This is a genomic window from Streptomyces sp. NPDC058195, assembly GCF_042883525.1.
In the GTDB taxonomy this organism is placed as follows: domain Bacteria; phylum Actinomycetota; class Actinomycetes; order Streptomycetales; family Streptomycetaceae; genus Streptomyces.
Genome location: NZ_JBHVVM010000021.1, coordinates 7,146 through 29,667 on the forward strand (window position 1 = coordinate 7,146; position 22,522 = coordinate 29,667).

Consider the following 22,522-nt stretch of genomic DNA (forward strand, 5'->3'; position numbering starts at 1 on the left):
CGGATGAGGGGCGCGGGGGGGGGGGCCCCAGAGGGGGGGGGCCCCCCCCCCCCCCCCCCCCCCGCCGGGGGGGGGGGGGGGGGGGGGGGAGGGGGAGCGGGCCCCGGGAGCGCACACCAACGGGGCCCCGCCCCCCCCCCCACCCCTCCGTTGTGTTCCGGCCGAGGTCAGCTCTCGGCGTCGGCGGGAGCGGCGGCCTTGGCCGTCTTCTCCGCGGTGGCGGTCTTCTTCGCCGCCTTCTTGGCCGTCGTCTTCTTCGCGGTGGTCTTCTTGACCGCCGTCTTCTTGGTGGCCGCCTTCTTGGCCGTGGCCTTCTTGGCGGTCTTGCGGGCCGCCTTCTTGGCCGGGGCCACCGCTTCGGCCGAATCGGCGTCCGGCGTCGGCTCGGCGTCGGGCTTCGCCTCGGCGACCGGCTTCGGCGCCGCGTCCGGCTTCGGCTCCGTCACCACGACGACCTCGGCGCCGTCCGCACCGGCGGGCGAGCCCGCGGGGGCGGTGACCTTACGCGTCACCCGGCGGCGCGCACGCGGCGGGGCGGCCTCGACGGGCGCCTCCTCGGGTGCGGCCTCGGGCTGTGCGGCCGGAGCAGGCTCGGGCTCGGCGGCCTGCACCGGGGCGGCCTCCTCAGACGGAGCGGCCGGGGCCGGGGCACCCGCCGGAGCGGTCGCCTTACGGGTCGCCCGGCGGCGCGCACGCGGCGGGGCGGCCTCGGCCACGGGGGCCTGGGCCTCCTCCTCGGCCACCGGGGCGGGAGCCTCGGCGACCGGCTCCGGCGCCACGACCGGCTCGGGCTCGGGCGCGACGGGCGCGGCGGCCACGACGGGCTCCTGCCCGGCGGCCTTCGGGGCACCCGCCGGAGCGGTCGCCTTACGAGTCGCCCGACGACGGCCACGGCCACGGGCCGCCGCCTCCGCCTCGGCCGGGCTGCTGTACAGCTCCTCGTCCGGGGCGAAATCAGGCTCGGGCAGCGCCACCGGGGCAGCCGCCTCGGCGGCGACCTCGGCCTCGGTCTCGATCTCGGTCTCGGTCTCGGCCACGGCCTCGGTCACGTGCTCGTGGTCCGCACCTCCACGGCCGCGCTTCTTGGAACGCTTGCCGCCGCCACCGACCGAGGCCGGCTGCTCCATGTGGACGATCACGCCGCGCCCGTTGCAGTGGACACAGGTCTCGGAGAAGGACTCCAGCAGCCCCTGGCCCACCCGCTTGCGGGTCATCTGGACCAGGCCCAGCGACGTGACCTCGGCGACCTGGTGCTTGGTGCGGTCGCGTCCCAGGCACTCCAGCAGGCGCCGCAGCACCAGGTCCCGGTTGGACTCCAGCACCATGTCGATGAAGTCGACGACGACGATGCCGCCGAGGTCGCGCAGCCGCAGCTGGCGCACGATCTCCTCGGCCGCCTCCAGGTTGTTCTTGGTGACGGTCTCCTCGAGGTTGCCGCCCTGACCGGTGAACTTGCCGGTGTTGACGTCGACGACGACCATCGCCTCGGTCTTGTCGATCACCAGCGAGCCGCCGCTGGGCAGATAGACCTTCCGGTCCAGCGCCTTCATCAGCTGCTCGTCGATCCGGTACGTCGCGAAGATGTCGACCTCGGAGGTCCAGCGCGACAGCCGGTCCGTCAGGTCGGGAGCCACCTGGGAGACGTATCCGTAGATGGTCTCCCACGCGTCGTCGCCGCTGACGATGACCTTGGAGAAGTCCTCGTTGAAGATGTCGCGGACGACCCGGACGGTCATGTCCGGCTCTCCGTAGAGCAGCGTCGGCGCGTTGGAACTGCCGGTGCTCTTCGACTTCTTCTGGATGTCCTCCCACTGCTGCTGGAGCCGCTCGACGTCGCGGCGCAGCTCGTCCTCGCTCGCGCCCTCCGCGGCGGTGCGGACGATGACGCCCGCGTCCTCGGGGACGATCTTCTTGAGGATGGTCTTCAGCCGGGCCCGCTCGGTGTCGGGCAGCTTGCGGCTGATGCCGGTCATCGAGCCCTCGGGCACATAGACCAGGTAGCGGCCGGGCAGCGAGACCTGGCTGGTCAGGCGGGCACCCTTGTGGCCGATCGGGTCCTTGGTGACCTGCACGAGGACCGACTGGCCGGACTTGAGCGCGGTCTCGATGCGGCGCGGGCCGTGGGCCATGCCGAGCGCCTCGAAGTTCACCTCACCGGCGTAGAGCACGGCGTTGCGGCCCTTGCCGATGTCGACGAAGGCGGCCTCCATGGACGGCAGGACGTTCTGCACCTTGCCCAGGTAGACGTTGCCGACGTAGCTGGTCGCCTGCTCCTTGTTGACGTAGTGCTCGACGAGCACGTTGTCCTCAAGGACACCGATCTGGGTACGGTCACCGTTCTGGCGGACGACCATGACCCGCTCCACGGCCTCGCGGCGGGCCAGGAACTCGGCCTCGGTGATGATCGGGACGCGGCGGCGGCCCTGCTCGCGGCCCTCGCGGCGGCGCTGCTTCTTGGCCTCCATACGCGTCGAGCCCTTGATGGACTGGACCTCGTCGAAGCCGGTGCCGGGCTCGCGCTCCTCCTTGCGGCGGGGCTCGCGGACCTTGACGACCGTACGCTCCGGGTCGTCCGCGCCGCTCTCGGCGTCGGCCGCGGCGTCGCCACTGCGGCGGCGGCGGCGACGGCGACGGCGGCTGCTGCTGGAACCCCCGGCGGACGCCTCCTGGTCCTCGTCCTCGTCCTCGGACTCCGCGGCGTGCTCAGGCTCGTCCTCGGCGTGGTCAGCGGCCTCCTCGGCGTGCTGCTCCCCGGCCTCCTCGCCGTCGTGGGCCTCACCACGGCGACGGCGACGGCCTCCGCGACGGCGACGGCGCGAGGGCCGGTCCCCGTACTCGTCCGTCTCGTCGCCCTCGGACTCGGCGTCGGGCTCCTGCTCCTCGGCGGGCTCCTCCTCGGCCGGCTCCTCCGCCTCGGGGGCGGCGGCCTGCTCGGGCTCGGCGGCCTCACCACGACGGCGGCGACGGCGACGGGAACCGGACTGCGGCGCGGCCTCGACGGCGGCCATCGGCTCCTCGACGACCTCGGTCTCCTCCTCCTCGGCGACGGCGCTCTCCTCGACACGCGAGGCGGCGGCGGCCGCGGCGGCGGTCTCCGGGGTCTGGAACATCGGCTCGGCGAAGACCGGCGCCTGGAACACCGCCACGGCGGGGCGCGTGGCGCGACGGCTCTTGCGCACGGGCTCCTCGGCCGTGGCCGTGAACTCCGGCCGCCCGGCGGCGGCGGTGGCCCGGCGGCGCTGACGGCCGCGCGGCGCGGTGTCCTCGGCCACGGGCTCCGTCCCGACGCTCCCAGCGGCCTCGGGCTCCGCCTCGGCGACCGGCTGGGGCTCGGCGACGGCCGGGGCCTCCGCAACGATCTCCACGGCCTCGGCGGCCTTCGGCGCACCCGCCGGAGACGTCGCCTTGCGCACCGCACGACGACGCGTACGCGCCGGAGCCGCCTCAGCGGCCTCGGGCTCGGCCTCGGCGACCGGCTCGGGGGCCTCCGCGGCCTCCGTCACCTCAGCGGCCTTCGGCGCACCCGCCGCAGACGTCGCCTTACGCACCGCACGACGACGCGGCCGGGCGGCAGGCGCCGCCTCGACGACCTCAGGGGCCTCAGGGGCCTCAGGGGCAGGGGCCTCCACGGCCACCGGCTCGACGGTCTCGGGGGCCTCCGCGGCCTCCGTCACCTCGGCGGCCTTCGGCGCACCCGCCGCGGACGTCGCCTTGCGCACCGCACGACGGCGCGGCCGGGCGGCGGGCGCCGCCTCCTCCGGCGCGGCGGCCTCGGCGGGCTTGCCGTCGGACACCGCGGCGTCGGCGGCCGACGCGGACTCCTGCGCGGCGCGCTCCTCCGTCACCGGCGGACCGGCCGGGCGGGACGCGGCGCGGCGCCTGCGGCGCGGCGGCAGCTTGTCGCCGGGTGCGTTGTTCTCTTCGCTGTTCCCGGCCGTACCGGGCTCATTGGACTGGGGCATGCGGGCGGTTCTCCCGTCAGGCTCCCGGGCGCCGCGCCTGATTCCGGTCCGGCACGGTCCGCGTGAGATACGCGGCTCCGCCGTCCGGGGCGCGGGCGCCGCACGGGAGCTCAGTGTCTGGCTCGCCGGTTCCGTACGCGCGGGGCGGACGGCCTGGCGAAAGTCTTATTGGGTCATCGCGCGGCCCGATCCGGATGGGTCCGGGTCGAAGGCCGCGCCGCAACGACCGCCTTACGCGGAACCTGCACCTTCCGGCGCCGTCGCGACGGCGGTCCCGGTGGCCGTGGGTGGAACGGCCGGGGCTGCCTCGCGGTCGGGCGCGAGCGGGTCGGTCACCGTGCCGGACTCCTCGTCGAAGAGCCCCTGCGCCAGCCTGGTCACCGCTGCGGGGACCGGCGGCGCCAGGTCGGCCACAACGTGAAGACCGGACAGGACGTCGTCAGGTCGCACGGCAGGTGTCACGTGCCGAACAACCAGCCGCAGTATCGCACAGGGCTTGTCCCCGGGCCTATCAGCCTGTGGATCAAGGACCCGCAGGTCGACCACGGCCGCTCGGGCGTCGAAGGTGCGCATGCCGTTCTTCGCGCGGCGCTGGACCTCCACGGTCGCCGCCCGGTTGAAGGCGTCCACCGCCTCGGTCGCGGCCGCGCTCTCCACGCCGTCCAGCCGCAGCTCCCAGATGGAGGCCGTCAGCCGGTCGGCGAGGCCGGAGGTACGGGCCTCCACGGCGTCGGTAATGTCGAGGCCGTCCGGCAGCGAGTCGTTGAGCAGCTCGCGCAGGACCGCCGGATCGCGGGCCTCGGTGAGGGCGATCTCCAGGAACTCCGCCTCGCTGCCCGTACCGGTCGGGGCCGCGTTGGCGTACGAGACCTTCGGGTGCGGGGTGAATCCCGCCGAGTAGGCCATCGGCACCTCGGAGCGGCGCAGGGCCCGCTCGAAGGCGCGCTGGAAGTCACGGTGACTGGTGAACCGGAGGCGGCCGCGCTTGGTGTAGCGCAGTCGGATGCGCTGCACCGCCGGTGCGGGCGGCGGGCCTTCGGGCTGTCGCTTGCCCAGTGGTTCTTCTCCTCGGTGCGGGGCGGACGCGGTGGCACGCCGCCCTCGAAATTTGGGGTGGCCCGGGGTGTCCGGTCCGGCTCACCCCCACCCGGCCTCATGCGTTCCGGGCGAGGAGATCTCTGGTTCGGGCGCCGCGCAGGGCACAGTCGTGTACTACCCAGAGTACGCGCAAGGGACCTCCCCGGTTCCCCGGCCTCGTGCGCCCCCGGTCCGCCGGGCCCGTGCGCCCCGGTCAGCCGGTCGGCGTCCGGCACGCGGAAGGCCCGGTCCGGATTCCCCGGCCGGGCCCTCGGTGCCCGGCGGTGGTCCGGGCATGACGCTTCTCGCGGCGGCTACTTCACGACCGACAGCGGCAGCAGCTTCCTGCCGGTCGGGCCGATCTGGATGCTCGTGTCCATCTGAGGGCAGACGCCACAGTCGAAGCACGGGGTCCAGCGGCAGTCCTCGACCTCGGTCTCGTCGAGCGCGTCCTGCCAGTCCTCCCAGAGCCAGTCCTTGTCCAGACCGGAGTCCAGGTGGTCCCAGGGCAGGACCTCCTCGTAGCTGCGCTCGCGGGTGGTGTACCAGTCGACGTCCACGCCGTAGCCGGGCAGTGTCTTCCCGGCCGCGGTCATCCAGCGGTCGTAGCTGAAGTGCTCGCGCCAGCCGTCGAAACGGCCGCCGGACTCGTAGACCGCGCGGATGACGGAGCCGACGCGGCGGTCACCGCGGGAGAGCAGGCCCTCGACGATGCCCGGCTTGCCGTCGTGGTAGCGGAAGCCGATGGAGCGGCCGTACTTCTTGTCCCCGCGGATCTTGTCGCGGAGCTTGGCCAGGCGCTCGTCGGTCTCCTCGGCGCTCAGCTGCGGGGCCCACTGGAAGGGCGTGTGCGGCTTGGGCACGAAACCGCCGATGGAGACGGTGCAGCGGATGTCGTTCTGCCCGGAGACCTCGCGGCCCTTGGCGATCACGTTGACCGCCATGTCGCCGATCTGGAGGACGTCCTCGTCGGTCTCGGTGGGCAGGCCGCACATGAAGTACAGCTTCACCTGGCGCCAGCCGTTGCCGTACGCGGTGGCCACCGTGCGGATGAGGTCTTCTTCCGAGACCATCTTGTTGATGACCTTGCGCATCCGCTCGGAGCCGCCCTCGGGTGCGAAGGTGAGACCGGAGCGGCGGCCGTTGCGGGTCAGCTCGTTGGCCAGGTCCACGTTGAACGCGTCGACGCGGGTGGAGGGCAGCGAGAGACCGATCTTGTCCTCGGTGTACCGGTCGGCGAGGCCCTTGGCGATCTCGCCGATCTCGGTGTGGTCCGCGGAGGAGAGCGAGAGCAGGCCGACCTCCTCGAAGCCGGTCGCCTTGAGGCCCTTGTCGACCATCTCGCCGATGCCGGTGATGCTTCGCTCCCGCACGGGGCGCGTGATCATGCCGGCCTGGCAGAAACGGCAGCCGCGGGTGCAGCCGCGGAAGATCTCGACGGACATCCGCTCGTGGACGGTCTCGGCGAGCGGGACGAGCGGCTGCTTCGGGTACGGCCACTCGTCGAGGTCCATCACGGTGTGCTTGGACACCCGCCACGGCACGCCCGAGCGGTTGGGCACGACCCGGCCGATGCGCCCGTCCGGGAGGTACTCGACGTCGTAGAAGCCCGGTACGTAGACGCCGCCGGTCTTCGCGAGACGCAGCAGCACCTCCTCGCGGCCACCAGGGCGGCCCTCGGCCTTCCAGGCGCGGACGACCTCGGTGATCTCCAGGACGGCCTGCTCGCCGTCGCCGATGACCGCGCAGTCGATGAACTCGGCGACCGGCTCGGGGTTGAACGCGGCGTGACCGCCCGCCAGCACGATCGGGTCGTCCAGGGTGCGGTCCGCGGCGTTCAGCGGGATGCCCGCGAGGTCGAGGGCGGCGAGCATGTTGGTGTAGCCCAGCTCGGTGGAGAAGCTCAGCCCGAAGACGTCGAACGCCTTGACGGGGCGGTGGCTGTCCACGGTGAACTGCGGGACCTTGTGCTCGCGCATCAGCGCCTCAAGGTCCGGCCACACGCTGTAGGTGCGCTCGGCGAGGACCCCCTGGCGCTCGTTGAGTACCTCGTAGAGGATCATGACGCCCTGGTTGGGCAGTCCGACCTCGTACGCGTCCGGGTACATCAGCGCCCAGCGGACGTCGCACGCGTCCCATGGCTTGACGGTGGAGTTCAGCTCACCGCCGACGTACTGGATGGGCTTCTGCACATGCGGGAGCAGAGCTTCGAGCTGTGGGAAGACCGAGTCGACAGACATCGCGCACTTTCGAGAGCGGGCATGGGGTGACCATCAAGCGTACCTTGATGCCCGGTCTTCCAGTGCCGCCCTGAGCCCGGCCCGCGAGGCCCGTTCCCAGACGCGGACGAGCTCCCGTTCGCGGGCCGCGGCGGCGGCTTCCTCCCGCCCGTACAGCAGCCCCCAGGTGAAGGCGGACTCGCCCGCGGCGTGGGAACCGGCGGCCAGGAGACGCAGTTCCTCGCGGGCCACCACGCCGTCGTGGTGGTCGCCCAGCAGGTTCTGTACGGCCTTCATCCGTGCGGCGAACCGCTTGGCGGGCCTGCCGAGCGCGGGGCGGGCGGCCTCCGCGGCGTACCGGGCGCGCTTGGCGGCCTTGCGGGCCTCGTGCAGAGCGCGGTCCCGGTCGGGGCCGGGCGGGAGGTCCAGGGCGCGGGCGACCCGGGCGGCGAGGCGGCGGTACTCCTTGAGCACCGCGCGGGGCAGCGTCCTGGCGGGGTCGCGGGAGGCGGCGGGGAGCAGCGGCGGGTCGGCGAGGAGGACGGCGAGGCCGTCCAGGAGGGCCCGGTAGCGGCGCCCGTCGAGCACGGCGACGGTACGGCGGCGGGTGTCACCCCGCCGGGCCGCCGACCGGATCCGCAGCCGGGCGTGAACCGGGCCGAGGACCAGGGTGCGGGGCAGTTCGTCGAGGCGGGCGCGCAGCCGGGCGTCGAGCACCTCCTGGTCACGGTCGAGACCCAGCTCGGCGGCCAGCCACTTCAGCTCGTCGCGGAGCGGATCGGTGGCGTTGCGGTCGAGGAGGCGGCGGTGGGTGCGCAGGGCGCTGCGCAGTCTGCGGGCGGCGACCCGCATCCGGTGCACGGCGTCGGGCAGATCCTGGCGGACGGCGGGTTCGAGGGCGCCGATCGCTTCGGTCTGCTCGCGTACGTACGCGAGCAGGTGGTCGCCCGTGGTGGCCGGTCCCCCGGCGTCGGCGCACCGCTTCCGCCGCTTGCCGTGCTTCGTGTACGCCATACCCCGAATCTACGGCGATTCATCCGGTCCGTGCCGGTTCAGGCGCTTATCGGCCGCTGCACCCTGATCGACTGGAGCAGCCCGACCGCCACCCATACGGCGAACATCGAGGAGCCGCCGTACGAGACGAAGGGCAGCGGGAGACCGGCCACCGGCATGATGCCGAGCGTCATCCCGATGTTCTCGAAGGCCTGGAAGGCGAACCAGGCGATGATCCCGGCGGCGACGATCGTGCCGTACAGCTCGGTCGTCTCGCGGGCGATCCGGCAGGCCCGCCAGAGCACGACGCCGAGCAGGACGAGGATCAGTCCGGCGCCGAGGAAGCCGAGCTCCTCGCCCGCGACGGTGAAGACGAAGTCGGTCTGCTGTTCGGGGACGAACTGCCCGGTGGTCTGGGTGCCCTGGAAGAGGCCGGTGCCGGTGAGACCGCCGGAGCCGATCGCGATGCGGGCCTGGTTGGTGTTGTAGCCGACGCCCGCCGGGTCGAGCGCGGGGTTGGCGAAGGCGGCGAAGCGGGCGATCTGGTACTCGTCGAGCAGGCCGAGCTGCCAGACCGCGACGGCACCGGCCACGCCCGCGCCGAGCAGTCCGCCGATCCAGCGGTGCGAGGCCCCGGAGGCGAGCAGCACGCCGAGCACGATGACGGCCATGACCATCACCGAGCCGAGGTCGGGCATGCCCATGACGATGGCCATCGGGACGGCGGCCAGACCGAGGGCCTTGGCGACGGTCCGGTGGTCGGGGTGGAGCTGGTCGCCCGCGTCGACGCGCTCGGCGAGCAGCATCGCCATCACCAGGATGATGGTGATCTTGGTGAACTCGGACGGCTGGAGCGAGAAGCCCCCGCCGATGATGATCCACGCGTGGGCGCCGTTGACGGTGGCGCCGAGCGGGGTGAGCACCGCCAGCACCAGGATCACCGAGAGGCCGTACAGGATCGGGACGGCACCGCGCAGGGTCCGGTGGCCGAGCCAGATCGTGCCGATCATCAGGGCGAAGCCGATGCCGGTGTTGAGGGCGTGACGGAAGAAGAAGTAGTACGGGTCGCCGTGGTTGAGGGAGTCGCGTCCCCGGGTCGCCGAGTAGACCAGCAGCGAGCCGATGAAGGAGAGCGCGAGGGCGGACCCGAGCAGCGGCCAGTCCAGCTTGCGGACCACCGAGTCCCGGGCGACGAGTCGGGCCCAGGCGCTGCGCTCGGGGGCGTACCGCTGGACGGAGAATCCGGCCATCAGTCGCGCCTCCCCACGATCGCGGCGAGGGTCTGGCTGTCGGGGGTCTTCTGTGAGTTCGGGTTGTACGGCTTGATGGCCGGGGCGTCGATCGAGCCGTCCGGCTGGATCTTCGGCAGGGCCTTCTGCGGAGCGGGCAGCAGCGCCTTCTTCGGGTCCTGGTTGCCGGAGTCGTCGAGCCCGTAGATCGCGTCGTAGATGTTGCGCACGGCGGGCCCGGAGGCGCCGGAGCCCGTACCGCCCTGGGAGATCGTCATGACGATCGAGTAGTCCTTGGTGTACGTGGCGAACCAGGAGGTCGTCTGCTTGCCGTAGACCTCGGCCGTACCCGTCTTGGCGTGCATCGGGATCTTGTCCTGCGGCCAGCCGCCGAACCGCCAGGCGGCCGAACCGACGGTCGCGACGCCCGCGAGGGCCTGGTCGATGTCGTTGCGGGTCTTGCGGGTGAAGGGCAGCTTGCCGTGCGACTTCGGCTTGATCTCCTGGACCTGCTTGCCGTCGCCGCTGACGATCGCCTTGCCGACGGTCGGGTCGTAGAGCGTGCCGCCGTTGGAGATCGCGGCGTAGATGGTGGCCATCTGTATCGGGGTGACGAGCGTGTCACCCTGGCCGATCGAGTAGTTGACGGAGTCACCGGCGCGCATCTTGTCGCCCTCGCGGCAGTTCTCGTACGCGATCTGCTCGACGTACGTGCCGTCCTTCTTGCCCTGCTTGCACCAGGCGTCCTGGTTGGCGTCGAAGAACTTCTGCTTCCACTCGCGGTCGGGGACGCGGCCACTGACCTCGTTGGGGAGGTCGATGCCGGTCTCCTTGCCGAGGCCGAACTGGTGGGCGGTCTTGAAGAACCAGTCCTTGGGGTGCTTCTTCGGGTTCATGCCGCCGTCCTTCAGCCACTCCTTGTGGGCGAGGCCGTAGTAGACGGTGTCGCAGGAGACCTCCAGGGCCCGGCCGATGGTGATGTCGCCGTATCCCTGGGACTCGTAGTTCGTGAAGGTCTGGCCGCCGATGCTGTACGAGCTGGGGCAGGGGTAGTGGCCGTCGAAGGCGTATCCGGCGTTGACCGCGGCGGTCGAGGAGATGACCTTGAAGATCGAGCCGGGGGCGGCCTGGCCCTGGATGGCCCGGTTCAGCAGCGGGAAGTTGGAGTTCTTGCCGGTCAGCTTGGCGTAGTCCTTGGCGGAGATGCCGCCGACCCAGGAGTTGGGGTCGTAGTTGGGCAGCGAGGCCATCGCGACGACCCGGCCGGTCTTCGCCTCCATGACGACGACGGCGCCGGAGTCGGCCTTGTAGTTCTCCCCGGTGTTCTTGTCGAAGGCCTTGCGGGCCTCCTTCATCGCCCCGTTCAGCTCGTACTCGGCGACGGCCTGGACCCGGGCGTCGATGGAGGTGACGACGCTGGAGCCGGGCTCCGCCTCGTCGTTCTTCGCCTGGCCGATGACCCGGCCGAGGTTGTCGACCTCGTAGCGGGTGACCCCGGCCTTGCCGCGCAGCTCCTTGTCGTAGGTGCGCTCCAGGCCGGAGCGGCCGACCTGGTCGGAGCGCAGGTACGGCGAGTCGGTGTTCTGGGCCTTGGTGATCTCCTCGTCGGTGACCGGCGAGAGATAGCCGAGGACCTGCGCGGTGTTGGCCTTGCCGGGGGCGGCGTAGCGGCGTACGGCGGTGGGTTCGGCCGTGATCCCGGGGAAGTCCTCGGCGCGCTCGCGGATCGTCAGGGCCTGCTGGGTGGTGGCCTCGTCGGTGACCGGGATCGGCTGGTACGGCGAGCCGTTCCAGCAGGGCTGCGGCGTCTTCGCGTCGCAGAGCCGGACCTTGTCGAGGACCTCCTTGGGCTTCATGTCGAGGACCCCGGCGAGCCGGGTCAGGACGCTCTTGCCGTCGTCCTTCATCTTCAGCAGCTCGGTGCGGCTGGCGGAGACCACCAGCCGGGTCTCGTTGTCGGCGAGGGGAACCCCGCGCGCGTCGAGGATGGCGCCCCGGACGGCGGGCTGGACGACCTGCTGGACGTGGTTGTTCTTCGCCTCGTCGCTGTACTCCTGGCCGTTGCGGATCTGGAGGTACCAGAGCCGTCCGCCAAGGGTGAGCAGCAGGGAGAAGACGAGGACCTGGATGACGACGAGACGGATCTGGACCCGCGGGGTCCGGCCGGTCTCGGGGATGTTGGTCACAGGCGCTTGACCCCCTTGATACGTCCGGCGCGGGCCGCGCGGTTACGGGCCGCCTTGACGCGCAGTCCGCCGCGCTGGCTGCCGATGCGGAGGCCGGTGCCGGAGGCGAGCCAGCCCGCGGCCACGTCCCCGCCGCCGCCGGTGTCGGCGAGCGGATCGCCCGCCGTGCGTCTGGCGGCGGCCATGACGAGCGGGACGACGAAGGGCGCGAGCAGCAGGTCGTAGACGGCTGCGGTGAACAGCAGGCTGCCCAGGCCCACGTGGCGGGCCGCCGTGTCCCCGACGAGCGCGCCGACCAGCGCGTACAGCAGGGTCGAGCCGATCGCCGCGGAGACCACGCCGATCATCGGGACCATCGCCGACTTCAGCTGCCCGGTCTCGGGCTTCACCAGCCCGGCGAGGTAGCCGATGACGCAGAGCACCAGCGCGTACCGCCCGGCGGCGTGATCCGCGGGCGGCGCCAGGTCCGCGAGGAGCCCCGCGCCGAAGCCGACCAGGGCGCCGCTGACGTGCCCGTACACGAAGGCGAGACCGAGCACGACGAGCAGCAGCAGGTCGGGGACCGCGCCGGGGAGCTGGAGCCGGGCGAGCACGGAGACCTGGACGACCAGGGCGACGACGACCAGGACGGCGGAGAGCAGAATCCGGTTCAGACGCATGGAAATCAGCTCTACCTCTGCTCGTCGACCGCGGTACCGGTGTTCGGGGTGGCGTTCGAATCGCCGTTCGGGTCCGGGCTGTTACTGGCGTCCGGGCTCTCGTGGATGTTCCCGACGACGTTCCCGGCGGTGTCGACGATGTCACCGTTGGGCGAGATCGTGACCGTGACGGTCGGCGTGGGCTTCGGCTTGGCGGGCTTGGCCGGCTGCTTGGGCAGCACCATGTCCCGGGGGTCCTCGCGCGGTGCCTGGACCACGACGCCGACGATGTCGAGCTTGGTGAACCCGACGTACGGGCGGACGTAGACCGTACGGGTCAGACCGCCGCCGGACGGGTCGACGCGGACGACCTCGCCGACCGGAACCCCGGGCACGAACGGCTTGTCCTTGCTGGAGCCGAAGGTGACCAGCCGGTCGCCCTTCTTCACCTTGGCCTTGCCGTTGAGGAACTGGACCGACAGCGGCTGGGAGCCCTGGCCGGTGGCGAAGCCCAGCTCGTCGGTCTTCTCCATCCGGGTGCCGACGGTGAAGTCGGGGTCGTTGGCCAGGAGCACCGTGGCGGTGTCCGGGCCGACGGTGGTGACCCGGCCCACCAGGCCGTCACCGTTGATGACGGTCATGTCGCGCTTGATGCCGTCCTGGGAACCCGCGTCGATGGTGATCGTCCAGGAGAAGCCCTGGGCCGCTCCTATGGCGATGACCTCGGCCCCCTTGATGCCGTACTGCCCGGTGGCCGACTTCTTCAGCATCCGGTCCAGCTCCCGGACCCGGCTGCGGTTGCGGTCGTCACTGCCCAGCTCCGTGCGGAGTCTGGCGTTCTCCTGCTCCAGCTGGGCGATCCGGGTGTGCCGCGCCCCCGATTCACGCACCGCCCCTATGGCGTTGCCCACCGGGTCGACGGCGGCCGCGACACCGTTCTCCACCGGCCCGAAGGCCGCCGCGGCGGCCTTTCGGGCACCGTCCACCGGCGACTCCTCGCCTCCGCGGATATCCACCGTGATCAATGCGAACGCGATGGCGATCAGCAGCACCAGGAGCAGCCGGCTCTCTCGTGTGTCCCTCACGTGCGGCGGCCGTGCCTTCCTCGTCGGAATGTTCGTGCCTGTATATCAACGATCGGCCGTACGCAACGGTGGCGTTCCGTACGGCGGACCGGTGTTGTTCACCTGCGGGGCTGGGCGTCCAGCACCTGCTGGAGCGCCTCGAACTCCTCGACGCACTTGCCGGAGCCGAGCGCCACCGAGTCCAGCGGGTCCTCCGCGATGTGGATCGGCATGCCCGTCTCACGGCGCAGCCGCTCGTCCAGCCCGCGCAGCAGCGCGCCGCCGCCGGTGAGGACGATGCCGCGGTCCATGATGTCGCCGGAGAGCTCCGGCGGGCACTTGTCGAGCGTGGTCTTCACCGCGTCGACGATCGCGTTGACCGGCTCCTCGATGGCCTTGCGGACCTCGGCGGCGGAAATGACCACGGTCTTGGGCAGCCCGGAGACCAGGTCGCGGCCGCGGATCTCGGTGTGCTCGTCCTTGTCCATGTCGTACGCCGAACCGATCGTGATCTTGATCTGTTCGGAGGTGCGCTCGCCGAGGAGGAGCGAGTACTCCTTCTTGACGTGCTGGATGATCGCGTTGTCCAGCTCGTCACCGGCGACCCGGATGGACTGGGCAGTGACGATTCCGCCCAGCGAGATGACCGCGACCTCGGTGGTGCCGCCGCCGATGTCGACGACCATGTTGCCGGTGGCCTCGTGAACCGGCAGCCCGGAGCCGATGGCCGCCGCCATGGGCTCTTCGATGATGTGCACCTGGCGCGCGCCGGCCTGCGTCGACGCCTCGATGACGGCGCGCCGCTCGACACCGGTGATGCCGGAGGGCACGCAGACGACGACCCGCGGGCGGGCCAGGTAACGGCGCTTGTGGATCTTCAGGATGAAGTAGCGGAGCATCCGCTCGGTGATCTCGAAGTCGGCGATCACGCCGTCCTTCAGGGGCCGTACGGCAACGATGTTGCCCGGCGTACGGCCGATCATCTTCTTGGCCTCGGAGCCGACCGCCAGGATGCCGCCGGTGTTGGTGTTGATGGCCACGACGGACGGCTCGTTCAGGACGATGCCGCGCCCCCTGACGTACACCAGCGTGTTGGCAGTCCCGAGGTCGATAGCCATGTCACGGCCGATGAACGACATTGAGTTCCCCTTGTTCCCCATTGAGGATGCGTCGGGCCTTCCAAGAAAGCATGATGGCTTGTTCTGGATGGCGGGCTGAGCGCGGCGGGCGTGGAAGATTCCATCGTAGTGGCGTACCGACGGACACCGCGCGAGGGTGCTTCGCCATTGCGAGCGGAACGGATGACCGTTCCCCTCATGGTGACGTTACGTCGGAGGGATGCGTTCCCGCGATCCCGGACCCTATACCGAAGGGCGACCGAATTAATTCGGTCGCCCCAGGGTTGAGCGCTGTTCGGCTGACCGGCGATCAGGCGATTCCGGGGAAGAACAGCTTCAGCTCGCGCTCCGCGGACTCCTCCGAGTCCGAGGCGTGGATGAGGTTCTCCCGGGTGATCGTGCCGAAGTCGCCGCGGATGGAGCCAGGCGCGGCGGCGATCGGGTCGGTGGGACCGGCCAGCGTACGGACGCCCTCGATGACCCGCTCGCCCTCGGCGACCAGCGCCACGATCGGTCCGGACTGCATGAACTCCACCAGCGGCTCGTAGAACGGGCGGCCGACGTGCTCGGCGTAGTGCTGCTCCAGCGTGGCGCGGTCGAGGGTGCGCAGCTCCAGTGCGGTGATCCGCCAGTCGGCCTTGCGCTCGATCCGCCCGACGATCTCGCCGACCAGTCCGCGCCGGACAGCGTCGGGCTTGAGGAGAACGAGGGTGCGCTGGGTCATGGTGTGCGGCTCCTTGCAGGCATGCGGGTGCGGTGGATCGAGGCTACAGGGGCGCGGAGCCGGGCCCGCGCCCGGGTTTGGCCGCCAGGGGCCCTGCCGGGGCCGCCGGGCGCCCGGTCAGGCACCGGCCGGCGCCTCGGCCGCCTCCTGCGCCGCCCAGCGGGCCTTCGCCTCGTCGATCTTGCGGCCGTAGTGGACCGAGGCCCACCACAGCCCGGCGAAGACGACCCCGAGGATGAACATCGTCGGGACGAAGAAACCGCTCAGCACGAGGGCGGTCTGGAGCACCCAGCCGAGCTGGACACCACCGGGACGAGTGATCATCCCGCACAGCAGCACGGAGAGCGCCATGCCGATGCCGCAGACCGTCCAGACCGTGCCGTTGCTCAGGTCGTCGGACTTCATCGCGACGAGTCCGGCGAAGCCGATCACGAAGAACTCACCGATGAGCGTGGATGCACAGAGCGTACGCATGGGTCAGCGCCTTCCCAGAAGCAGCCGGGCCTCGCCGACCGTGATCACCGAACCGGTCACCAGCACCCCGGCTCCCGCGTACTCGGCCTCCTCCTCGGCGAGGGTGATCGCCGCCTCCAGGGCGTCGTCCAGGCGCGGCTCCACCTGGACCCGGTCCTCGCCGAAGACCTCCACCGCGACGGCGGCCAGGACGTCGACGTCCATCGCGCGGCCGCTGGAGTTCTGCGTGATGACGACCTCGGTAAAGATCGGTTCGAAGGCCTCCAGGAGCCCCTTGACGTCCTTGTCGGCGCTGGTGGCGACGACGCCGACCAGCCGGGAGAAGGCGAACGCCTCGGAGAGCCCGTCGGCCGTGGCGCGGGCACCTCCCGGGTTGTGCGCGGCGTCCAGGACGACGGTGGGGCTGGAGCGGACGACTTCGAGGCGGCCCGGGGAGACCACCGAGGCGAACGCCCGGCGGACCGTGTCGGCTTCCAGCGAGCCGGGCCGCTCGGCGCCGACCCCGAAGAACGCCTCCACCGCGGCGAGCGCCACCGCGGCGTTGTGCGCCTGGTGGGCCCCGTAGAGCGGGAGGAAGATCTCGGTGTACTCGTTGCCCTCGCCGCCCAGGCCGCGCAGCGTCAGCAGCTGCCCGCCGACCGCGACCTCACGGGAGACGACCCCGAACTCCATGCCCTCGCGGGCGACCGTGGCGTCGACCTCGACGGCCTTCTTCAGCATCACCTGCGCGGCGTCCACCGGCTGCTGCGCCAGGATGACCGTGGCGCCCTGCTTGATGATCCCGGACTTCTCGGCGGCGATCTCGGCGGGCGTGGAGCCCAGCCGGTCGGTGTGGTCCAGCGAGATGGGGGTGACGACGGCGACCGAGCCGTCGATCACGTTGGTCGCGTCCCAGCTGCCGCCCATGCCGACCTCGACGACGGCGACGTCGACCGGGGCGTCGGCGAAGGCCGCGTAGGCCATCCCCGTCAGCACCTCGAAGAAGGAGAGGCGGTAGGGCTGCTGGGAGTCCACCATCTCCACGTACGGCTTGATGTCCTGGTACGTCTCGACGAACCGCTCGGGGGCGATCGGGGCGCCGTCCAGGCTGATCCGCTCGGTGATCGACTGGACGTGCGGCGAGGTGTAGCGGCCGGTACGCAGGTCGAAGGCGCCGAACAGCGCCTCGATCATGCGGGCCGTGCTCGTCTTGCCGTTGGTCCCGGTGATGTGGATGGAGGGGTAGGCGCGCTGCGGCTCGCCGAGCACGTCCACCAGCGCGGCGATACGGGTGACGGACGGCTCCAGCTTGGTCTCGCCCCAGCGTCCGGCGAGCTCCTGCTCCACCTCGCGCAGCGCCTTGTCCACCTCGGGGTCGTCGGGGCGGGCCGGAAGCTCCGCACCCTGCGGCGGGCCGGAGCGGGTGCGCAGCGTACGGCTCCCGGCCTCGATCACCGCCAGGTCGGGGTCACGCTGGGTCTCTTCGTCGACGATCTCCGCGAAGGTGTCATCGGAGTCGGAGTTGTCGGGCCGGTCGGAAGGGCGGGGCTTACTCACACGAGCCAGTCTACGGATGGGCACCGACATCGCGCGCAGCGCATGGTGGCCGGGCAGGACGGAGCCCCCGCGCCCCTGGTCGGTCAGGGGTACGGGGGCTCCGTGTTCAGGTGATCAGCTCTGCGGCAGTTTCGCCAGCTGACCGGTGATCCGCTCGATGTCGGCCTCGGCCTTGGCGAGCCGGCCGCGGATCTTGTCGACGACCTGGTCGGGCGCCTTGGCCAGGAAGGCCTCGTTGCCGAGCTTCCCGGTCGCCTGCGCCTTCTCCTTCTCGGCGGCGCCCAGGTCCTTCGTCAGGCGCTTGCGCTCCGCCTCGACGTCGATGGTGCCGGAGAGGTCGAGGGCGACCGTGACGCCCGCGACGGGCAGCGAGGCGGTGGCGTGGAAGCCCTCCCCGGCGGGCTGGAGCCGCAGCAGCTGGCGGACGGCCGCCTCGTGCGGGGCGAGCGCCGTACCGGCCACGGTGAGCTCGGCCGGGACCTTCTGGCCGGGCTGGAGACCCTGGTCGGAGCGGAACCGGCGCACCTCGGTGACGAGCTGCTGGACGAGCGCGATCTCCTGCTCGGCCGCCTCGTCGCGGAAGCCGGAGTCCTTGGGCCAGTCGGCGATGACGACGGACTCACGGCCGGTGAGCGCCGTCCAGAGCGTCTCCGTGACGAACGGGACGACCGGGTGGAGCAGCCGCAGCATCACGTCGAGGACCTCGCCGAGGACCCGGCCGGAGACCTTGGCCTGCTCGCCGCCCGCGAAGAACGTCGTCTTGGACAGCTCGACGTACCAGTCGAAGACCTCGTCCCAGGCGAAGTGGAACAGAGCGTCGCTGAGCTTGGCGAACTGGAAGTCGTCGTAGAGGGCGTCCACCTCGGCGACGGTCTTGTTCAGCCGCGACAGGATCCAGCGGTCGACCGACGACATCGACTCGGCCGGGGGCAGCTCGCCCTCGATCGTGGCGCCGTTCATCAGCGCGAAGCGCGTGGCGTTCCAGATCTTGTTGGCGAAGTTGCGCGAGCCCTGGACCCAGTCCTCGCCGATCGGGACGTCGACGCCGGGGTTGGCACCGCGGGCCAGCGTGAAGCGGAGCGCGTCGGAGCCGTACGTGTCCATCCAGTCGAGCGGGTTCACCGCGTTGCCGAAGGACTTCGACATCTTCTTGCCGAACTGGTCGCGGACCATGCCGTGCAGGGCGATGGTGTGGAACGGCGGGGTGCCGTCCATCGCGTACAGGCCGAACATCATCATCCGGGCGACCCAGAAGAAGAGGATGTCGTAGCCGGTGACCAGGACGGAGTTCGGGTAGAACTTCGCGAGGCTGTCGGTCTGCTCGGGCCAGCCCAGGGTGGAGAACGGCCACAGGCCGGAGGAGAACCAGGTGTCCAGGACATCGGTCTCCTGGTGCCAGCCCTCGCCGGCCGGCGGCTCCTCGCCGGGGCCGACACAGACGATCTCGCCGTCCGGGCCGTACCAGACGGGGATGCGGTGGCCCCACCAGAGCTGGCGCGAGATGCACCAGTCGTGGAGGTTGTCGACCCAGTCGAAGTACCGCTTCTCCATCTCCTGCGGGTGGATCTTGACCTTGCCGTCGCGGACGGCGTCACCGGCGGCCTGCGCGAGCGGGCCGACCTTGACCCACCACTGCATCGACAGGCGCGGCTCGACGGTCGTCTTGCAGCGCGAGCAGTGGCCGACGGAGTGGACGTACGGGCGCTTCTCGGCGACGATCCGGCCCTCGGCGCGCAGGGCGCCGACGATGGCGGAGCGGGCCTCCAGCCGGTCCAGTCCCTCGAAGGGGCCGGGGACGGTGATGACCGCGCGCTCGTTCATGACGGTGAGCGAGGGCAGGTCGTGGCGCTGGCCGATCTCGAAGTCGTTCGGATCGTGGGCGGGCGTCACCTTGACGGCGCCGGTGCCGAACTCGGGATCGACGTGGGTGTCCGCGACGACCGGGATCGTCCGGTCGGTGAGCGGAAGCTTGATCCGCTTGCCGACCAGGTGCCGGTAGCGCTCGTCGTCGGGGTGGACGGCGACGGCGGTGTCGCCGAGCATCGTCTCGGCGCGGGTGGTGGCGACGACGATGGTGTCCTCGCCCTCGCCGTACGTCATGGAGACGAGCTCGCCGTCGTCGTCCTGGTACTCCACCTCGATGTCCGAGATGGCCGTCAGACAGCGCGGGCACCAGTTGATGATGCGCTCGGCGCGGTAGATCAGCTCGTCGTCGTAGAGCTTCTTGAAGATGGTCTGGACGGCCTGGGAGAGGCCCTCGTCCATGGTGAAGCGCTCACGGGACCAGTCGACACCGTCGCCCAGGCGACGCATCTGGCCGGAGATCTGGCCGCCGGACTCGTTCTTCCACTTCCAGACGCGCTCGACGAACGCCTCACGGCCGAGGTCGTGGCGGGACTTGCCCTCCTTGCCCAGCTCGCGCTCGACGACGTTCTGCGTGGCGATGCCCGCGTGGTCCATGCCGGGCTGCCAGAGCGTCTCGTACCCCTGCATGCGGGCGCGACGGGTCAGCGCGTCGATCAGCGTGTGCTCGAAGGCGTGGCCCAGGTGGAGGCTGCCCGTGACGTTCGGCGGCGGGATGACGACGGTGAACGGGGGCTTCTCGCTGTGCGCGTCGGCCTCGAAGTAACCGCGCTCTACCCAGCGCTCATACAGCTTCCCCTCCACCTCGGCCGGCGCGTACTGGGTCGGCAGTTCGGGGTTGCTGGCTGGCGTCTGCTGAGTCTTCTCGGTCACGGAAGACAGTTTAGGGCCGTCACAGTCATGCACTGAAACCGGTTTGTTCAGTAACGGTGCGACTCCCGGTGCTCCATACGGGCGACCCTTCCGCCAGGATGTCCAAAACGCATCAGCATGCCGATGAGCACTTCCGAACAGGGGACACCGCAGATGAGCTACAACCAGCCGGGGCCGTACGGCGGACAGCCGCCGCAGGGCCAGCCCGGACCGTACGGCCAGCAGCCGCCCCAGGGCCAGCCGGGCCCCTACGGCCAGCAGCCGGGCCCGTACGGCCAGCAGCCCCCGCAGGGCCAGCCCGGCTACGGCTACCCCCAGCAGGCCCCCCAGGGCGTCCCGCCGCAGGGCCAGCCCGGTTACGGCTACCCGCAGCAGGGCCAGCAGCCCGGACCGTACGGCCAGCAGCCCCCCACTCCCCCGTACGGGGGCCAGCCCGCCTACGGCACGATGCCGATGCCCCCGGCCGAGCCGAAGAAGAAGACCGGCCTGATCGTCGGCGGCGTGATCGTGGCCCTGGCGGTCATCGGCGGCGGCGTCTACTTCCTGACCGGCGGCGGGGGCGGCGGGCTCAGCGACGACGGTCCGCACACACTGGCGACCCCGGCCAAGGTGCTGGGCGAGTACAAGCGCATCAGCGCGGACGGCGCGAGCCAGAAGCAGGACGACAACGCCACCAAGGAACTGACGGAGAGCGGCGTCGAGAACGGCAAGACCGTCACCGGGATCTACTCGACGGCCGACCCCACCAAGATCGATCCCAGCAACCCCAGCGACCCGGCCCTGCTGACCGCGAAGGGCATCACCTTCATCGGCGCGTACGGCAAGATCAGCGACCCGGCCAAGGCGCTGGACACGTTCTTCGCCTCTCTGCAGAAGAGCGCGTCCGAGAGCAAGGACAGCAAGACCCAGCTCCTCGGCAGCCCGGAGGAGGTGTCCCCGGACGGCTTCGAGAACGGCATCATGAAGTGCCAGGCCGCCTCGGGCACCGATGCCATGACCAAGAAGCCCAAGACCGACTGGTTCTGCGCCTGGGCGGACTACAGCACCATGACGATGGTCTCCCCGGGCAGTGTCGGGGGCAGCGTGGACAAGGACACCGCCGCCAAGATCTCGGCGGACCTGCGCAAGGAGATCCGCGTCAAGCAGTGACACGGCCGTACACAGACGGAAGGGGCGCCCGCCAGTTCACCTGGCCGGGCGCCCCTTCCGTCTGTGTACGGCCGCCGCTACGCGGACTTCTCGTGCCGTCCGCCGTCGCCCTTGCCGATCGTGCGCGGTTCGCGCGGGACCAGGGTGGGGTTGACGTTGTTGCGGACGACGTCCGCCGTGATGACGACGCGGGCGACGTCCTTGCGGGACGGGACCTCGTACATCACGGACTGGAGGACTTCCTCCATGATGGCGCGCAGGCCGCGCGCGCCGGTCTGGCGCAGGATCGCCTGGTCGGCGATGGCCTCCAGCGCCTCGCGCTCGAAGTCCAGCTCCACGCCGTCGAGTTCGAAGAGCCGCTGGTACTGCTTCACCAGCGCGTTGCGCGGCTCGACGAGGATCTGGAGCAGCGCCTCGCGGTCGAGGTTGTGGACCGAGGTGAGCACGGGGAGGCGGCCGATGAACTCCGGGATCATCCCGAACTTCACCAGGTCCTCCGGCATGACCTCCTGGAACTGGTCGCTCGCCTCGATCTCCCGCTTGGAACGGATCGTCGCGCCGAAGCCGATGCCCTTGGCGCCCGCCCGGGACTCGATGATCCGCTCCAGGCCGGAGAAGGCTCCGCCGACGATGAAGAGCACGTTCGTCGTGTCGATCTGGATGAATTCCTGGTGGGGGTGCTTCCGGCCGCCCTGCGGCGGTACGGAGGCGGTGGTGCCCTCCAGGATCTTCAGCAGGGCCTGCTGGACGCCCTCGCCCGAGACATCACGGGTGATCGACGGGTTCTCGCTCTTGCGGGCGACCTTGTCGATCTCGTCGATGTAGATGATCCCGGTCTCGGCCTTCTTGACGTCGTAGTCCGCGGCCTGGATCAGCTTCAGCAGGATGTTCTCGACATCCTCGCCGACATAGCCCGCCTCCGTCAGCGCCGTCGCGTCGGCGATGGCGAACGGGACGTTGAGCATGCGGGCCAGGGTCTGCGCGAGCAGGGTCTTGCCGGAGCCGGTGGGGCCCAGCAGCAGGATGTTGGACTTGGCCAGCTCGATGGCGTCGTCCCGGCCCTGGGCGCCGCCGTTCTCACCCGCCTGGACCCGCTTGTAGTGGTTGTACACAGCGACCGAGAGGGCCTTCTTCGCGGGCTCCTGCCCGACGACGTACCCCTCGAGGAACTCGTAGATCTCGCGCGGCTTGGGGAGTTCCTCCCAGCGCACCTCGGAGGTCTCGGCGAGCTCCTCCTCGATGATCTCGTTGCAGAGATCGATGCACTCGTCGCAGATGTACACACCGGGTCCTGCGATGAGCTTCTTCACCTGCTTCTGGCTCTTTCCGCAGAACGAGCACTTGAGCAGGTCGCCGCCATCACCGATGCGTGCCACGAGGTGCTTCCCCTTCGCCTGGGAGCAGCTTGGTTCAGCGG

General features: G+C 70.8%; 14 protein-coding genes and 1 pseudogene. 1 reads left to right on the top strand and 14 read right to left on the bottom strand.

All coding sequences use genetic code 11. The features are described from left to right. Positions 1 to 167 precede the first annotated feature (167 nt). The 13 genes and pseudogenes from ACFVWY_RS24365 to ACFVWY_RS24425 all read right to left on the bottom strand — a co-directional run bounded on the left by ACFVWY_RS24365 (position 168) and on the right by ACFVWY_RS24425 (position 19,956). Positions 168 to 3,962: a ribonuclease E/G gene (locus ACFVWY_RS24365; protein ID WP_389876129.1), complete on the bottom strand. Its 3,795-nt coding sequence runs from the start codon at positions 3,960 to 3,962 to the stop codon at positions 168 to 170. A gap of 231 nt (positions 3,963 to 4,193) precedes the next feature. Then, positions 4,194 to 4,976, bottom strand: a complete 783-nt coding sequence (locus tag ACFVWY_RS24370) for a TIGR03936 family radical SAM-associated protein (protein WP_389876132.1) — start codon at positions 4,974 to 4,976, stop codon at positions 4,194 to 4,196. Between the two features lie 377 nt (positions 4,977 to 5,353). Beyond that, positions 5,354 to 7,279: a TIGR03960 family B12-binding radical SAM protein gene (locus tag ACFVWY_RS24375; protein WP_389876135.1), complete on the bottom strand. Its 1,926-nt coding sequence runs from the start codon at positions 7,277 to 7,279 to the stop codon at positions 5,354 to 5,356. A gap of 33 nt (positions 7,280 to 7,312) precedes the next feature. Next, positions 7,313 to 8,218: pseudogene (locus ACFVWY_RS24380) on the bottom strand (CHAD domain-containing protein); the annotation flags it as partial. 92 nt (positions 8,219 to 8,310) lie between these two features. Next, on the bottom strand, positions 8,311 to 9,501 hold the full coding sequence (gene rodA, locus ACFVWY_RS24385) for a rod shape-determining protein RodA (protein WP_389876138.1): 1,191 nt from the start codon (positions 9,499 to 9,501) through the stop codon (positions 8,311 to 8,313). After that, on the bottom strand, positions 9,501 to 11,666 hold the full coding sequence (mrdA, locus tag ACFVWY_RS24390) for a penicillin-binding protein 2 (protein WP_389876141.1): 2,166 nt from the start codon (positions 11,664 to 11,666) through the stop codon (positions 9,501 to 9,503). The genes rodA and mrdA overlap by 1 nt, the downstream gene beginning before the upstream one ends. Then, entirely contained in the window at positions 11,663 to 12,325 is a 663-nt protein-coding gene (gene mreD / locus ACFVWY_RS24395) for a rod shape-determining protein MreD (RefSeq protein ID WP_389876144.1), read from the bottom strand. The genes mrdA and mreD overlap by 4 nt, the downstream gene beginning before the upstream one ends. 11 nt (positions 12,326 to 12,336) lie before the next feature. Further along, positions 12,337 to 13,389, bottom strand: a complete 1,053-nt coding sequence (gene mreC, locus ACFVWY_RS24400) for a rod shape-determining protein MreC (protein WP_389876147.1) — start codon at positions 13,387 to 13,389, stop codon at positions 12,337 to 12,339. Between the two features lie 98 nt (positions 13,390 to 13,487). After that, positions 13,488 to 14,507, bottom strand: a complete 1,020-nt coding sequence (locus tag ACFVWY_RS24405) for a rod shape-determining protein (RefSeq protein ID WP_352275303.1) — start codon at positions 14,505 to 14,507, stop codon at positions 13,488 to 13,490. Between the two features lie 289 nt (positions 14,508 to 14,796). Beyond that, positions 14,797 to 15,210, bottom strand: a complete 414-nt coding sequence (gene ndk, locus ACFVWY_RS24410) for a nucleoside-diphosphate kinase (protein ID WP_389876150.1) — start codon at positions 15,208 to 15,210, stop codon at positions 14,797 to 14,799. A gap of 117 nt (positions 15,211 to 15,327) precedes the next feature. After that, positions 15,328 to 15,684 (bottom strand): DUF4233 domain-containing protein, encoded by a 357-nt coding sequence (locus ACFVWY_RS24415; RefSeq protein ID WP_389876152.1) that lies wholly within the window; start codon positions 15,682 to 15,684, stop codon positions 15,328 to 15,330. 3 nt (positions 15,685 to 15,687) lie between these two features. Next, positions 15,688 to 17,220, bottom strand: a complete 1,533-nt coding sequence (locus tag ACFVWY_RS24420) for a bifunctional folylpolyglutamate synthase/dihydrofolate synthase (RefSeq protein WP_389876154.1) — start codon at positions 17,218 to 17,220, stop codon at positions 15,688 to 15,690. Between the two features lie 114 nt (positions 17,221 to 17,334). Further along, positions 17,335 to 19,956 (bottom strand): valine--tRNA ligase, encoded by a 2,622-nt coding sequence (locus tag ACFVWY_RS24425; protein ID WP_389876156.1) that lies wholly within the window; start codon positions 19,954 to 19,956, stop codon positions 17,335 to 17,337. Between the two features lie 153 nt (positions 19,957 to 20,109). Between ACFVWY_RS24425 and ACFVWY_RS24430 the strand changes: the two genes are divergently transcribed. Continuing rightward, a complete protein-coding gene (locus ACFVWY_RS24430) occupies positions 20,110 to 21,105 on the top strand; it encodes a hypothetical protein (protein ID WP_389876386.1) in 996 nt (331 codons plus the stop codon). Between the two features lie 77 nt (positions 21,106 to 21,182). On the opposite strand, the gene clpX is transcribed toward ACFVWY_RS24430, so the two are convergent. After that, positions 21,183 to 22,481, bottom strand: a complete 1,299-nt coding sequence (gene clpX / locus ACFVWY_RS24435; RefSeq protein ID WP_389876158.1) for an ATP-dependent Clp protease ATP-binding subunit ClpX — start codon at positions 22,479 to 22,481, stop codon at positions 21,183 to 21,185. Positions 22,482 to 22,522: the final 41 nt, after the last annotated feature.

Coding starts and splice junctions, on each gene's coding strand:
- ACFVWY_RS24365 (WP_389876129.1), bottom strand. CDS start 3,962: ATGCCCCAGTCCAATGAGCCCGGTACGGCCGGGAACAGCGAAGAGAAC.
- ACFVWY_RS24375 (WP_389876135.1), bottom strand. CDS start 7,279: ATGTCTGTCGACTCGGTCTTCCCACAGCTCGAAGCTCTGCTCCCGCAT.
- rodA (WP_389876138.1), bottom strand. CDS start 9,501: ATGGCCGGATTCTCCGTCCAGCGGTACGCCCCCGAGCGCAGCGCCTGG.
- mreD (WP_389876144.1), bottom strand. CDS start 12,325: ATGCGTCTGAACCGGATTCTGCTCTCCGCCGTCCTGGTCGTCGTCGCC.
- ACFVWY_RS24405 (WP_352275303.1), bottom strand. CDS start 14,507: ATGTCGTTCATCGGCCGTGACATGGCTATCGACCTCGGGACTGCCAAC.
- ndk (WP_389876150.1), bottom strand. CDS start 15,210: ATGACCCAGCGCACCCTCGTTCTCCTCAAGCCCGACGCTGTCCGGCGC.
- ACFVWY_RS24415 (WP_389876152.1), bottom strand. CDS start 15,684: ATGCGTACGCTCTGTGCATCCACGCTCATCGGTGAGTTCTTCGTGATC.
- ACFVWY_RS24430 (WP_389876386.1), top strand. CDS start 20,110: ATGAGCTACAACCAGCCGGGGCCGTACGGCGGACAGCCGCCGCAGGGC.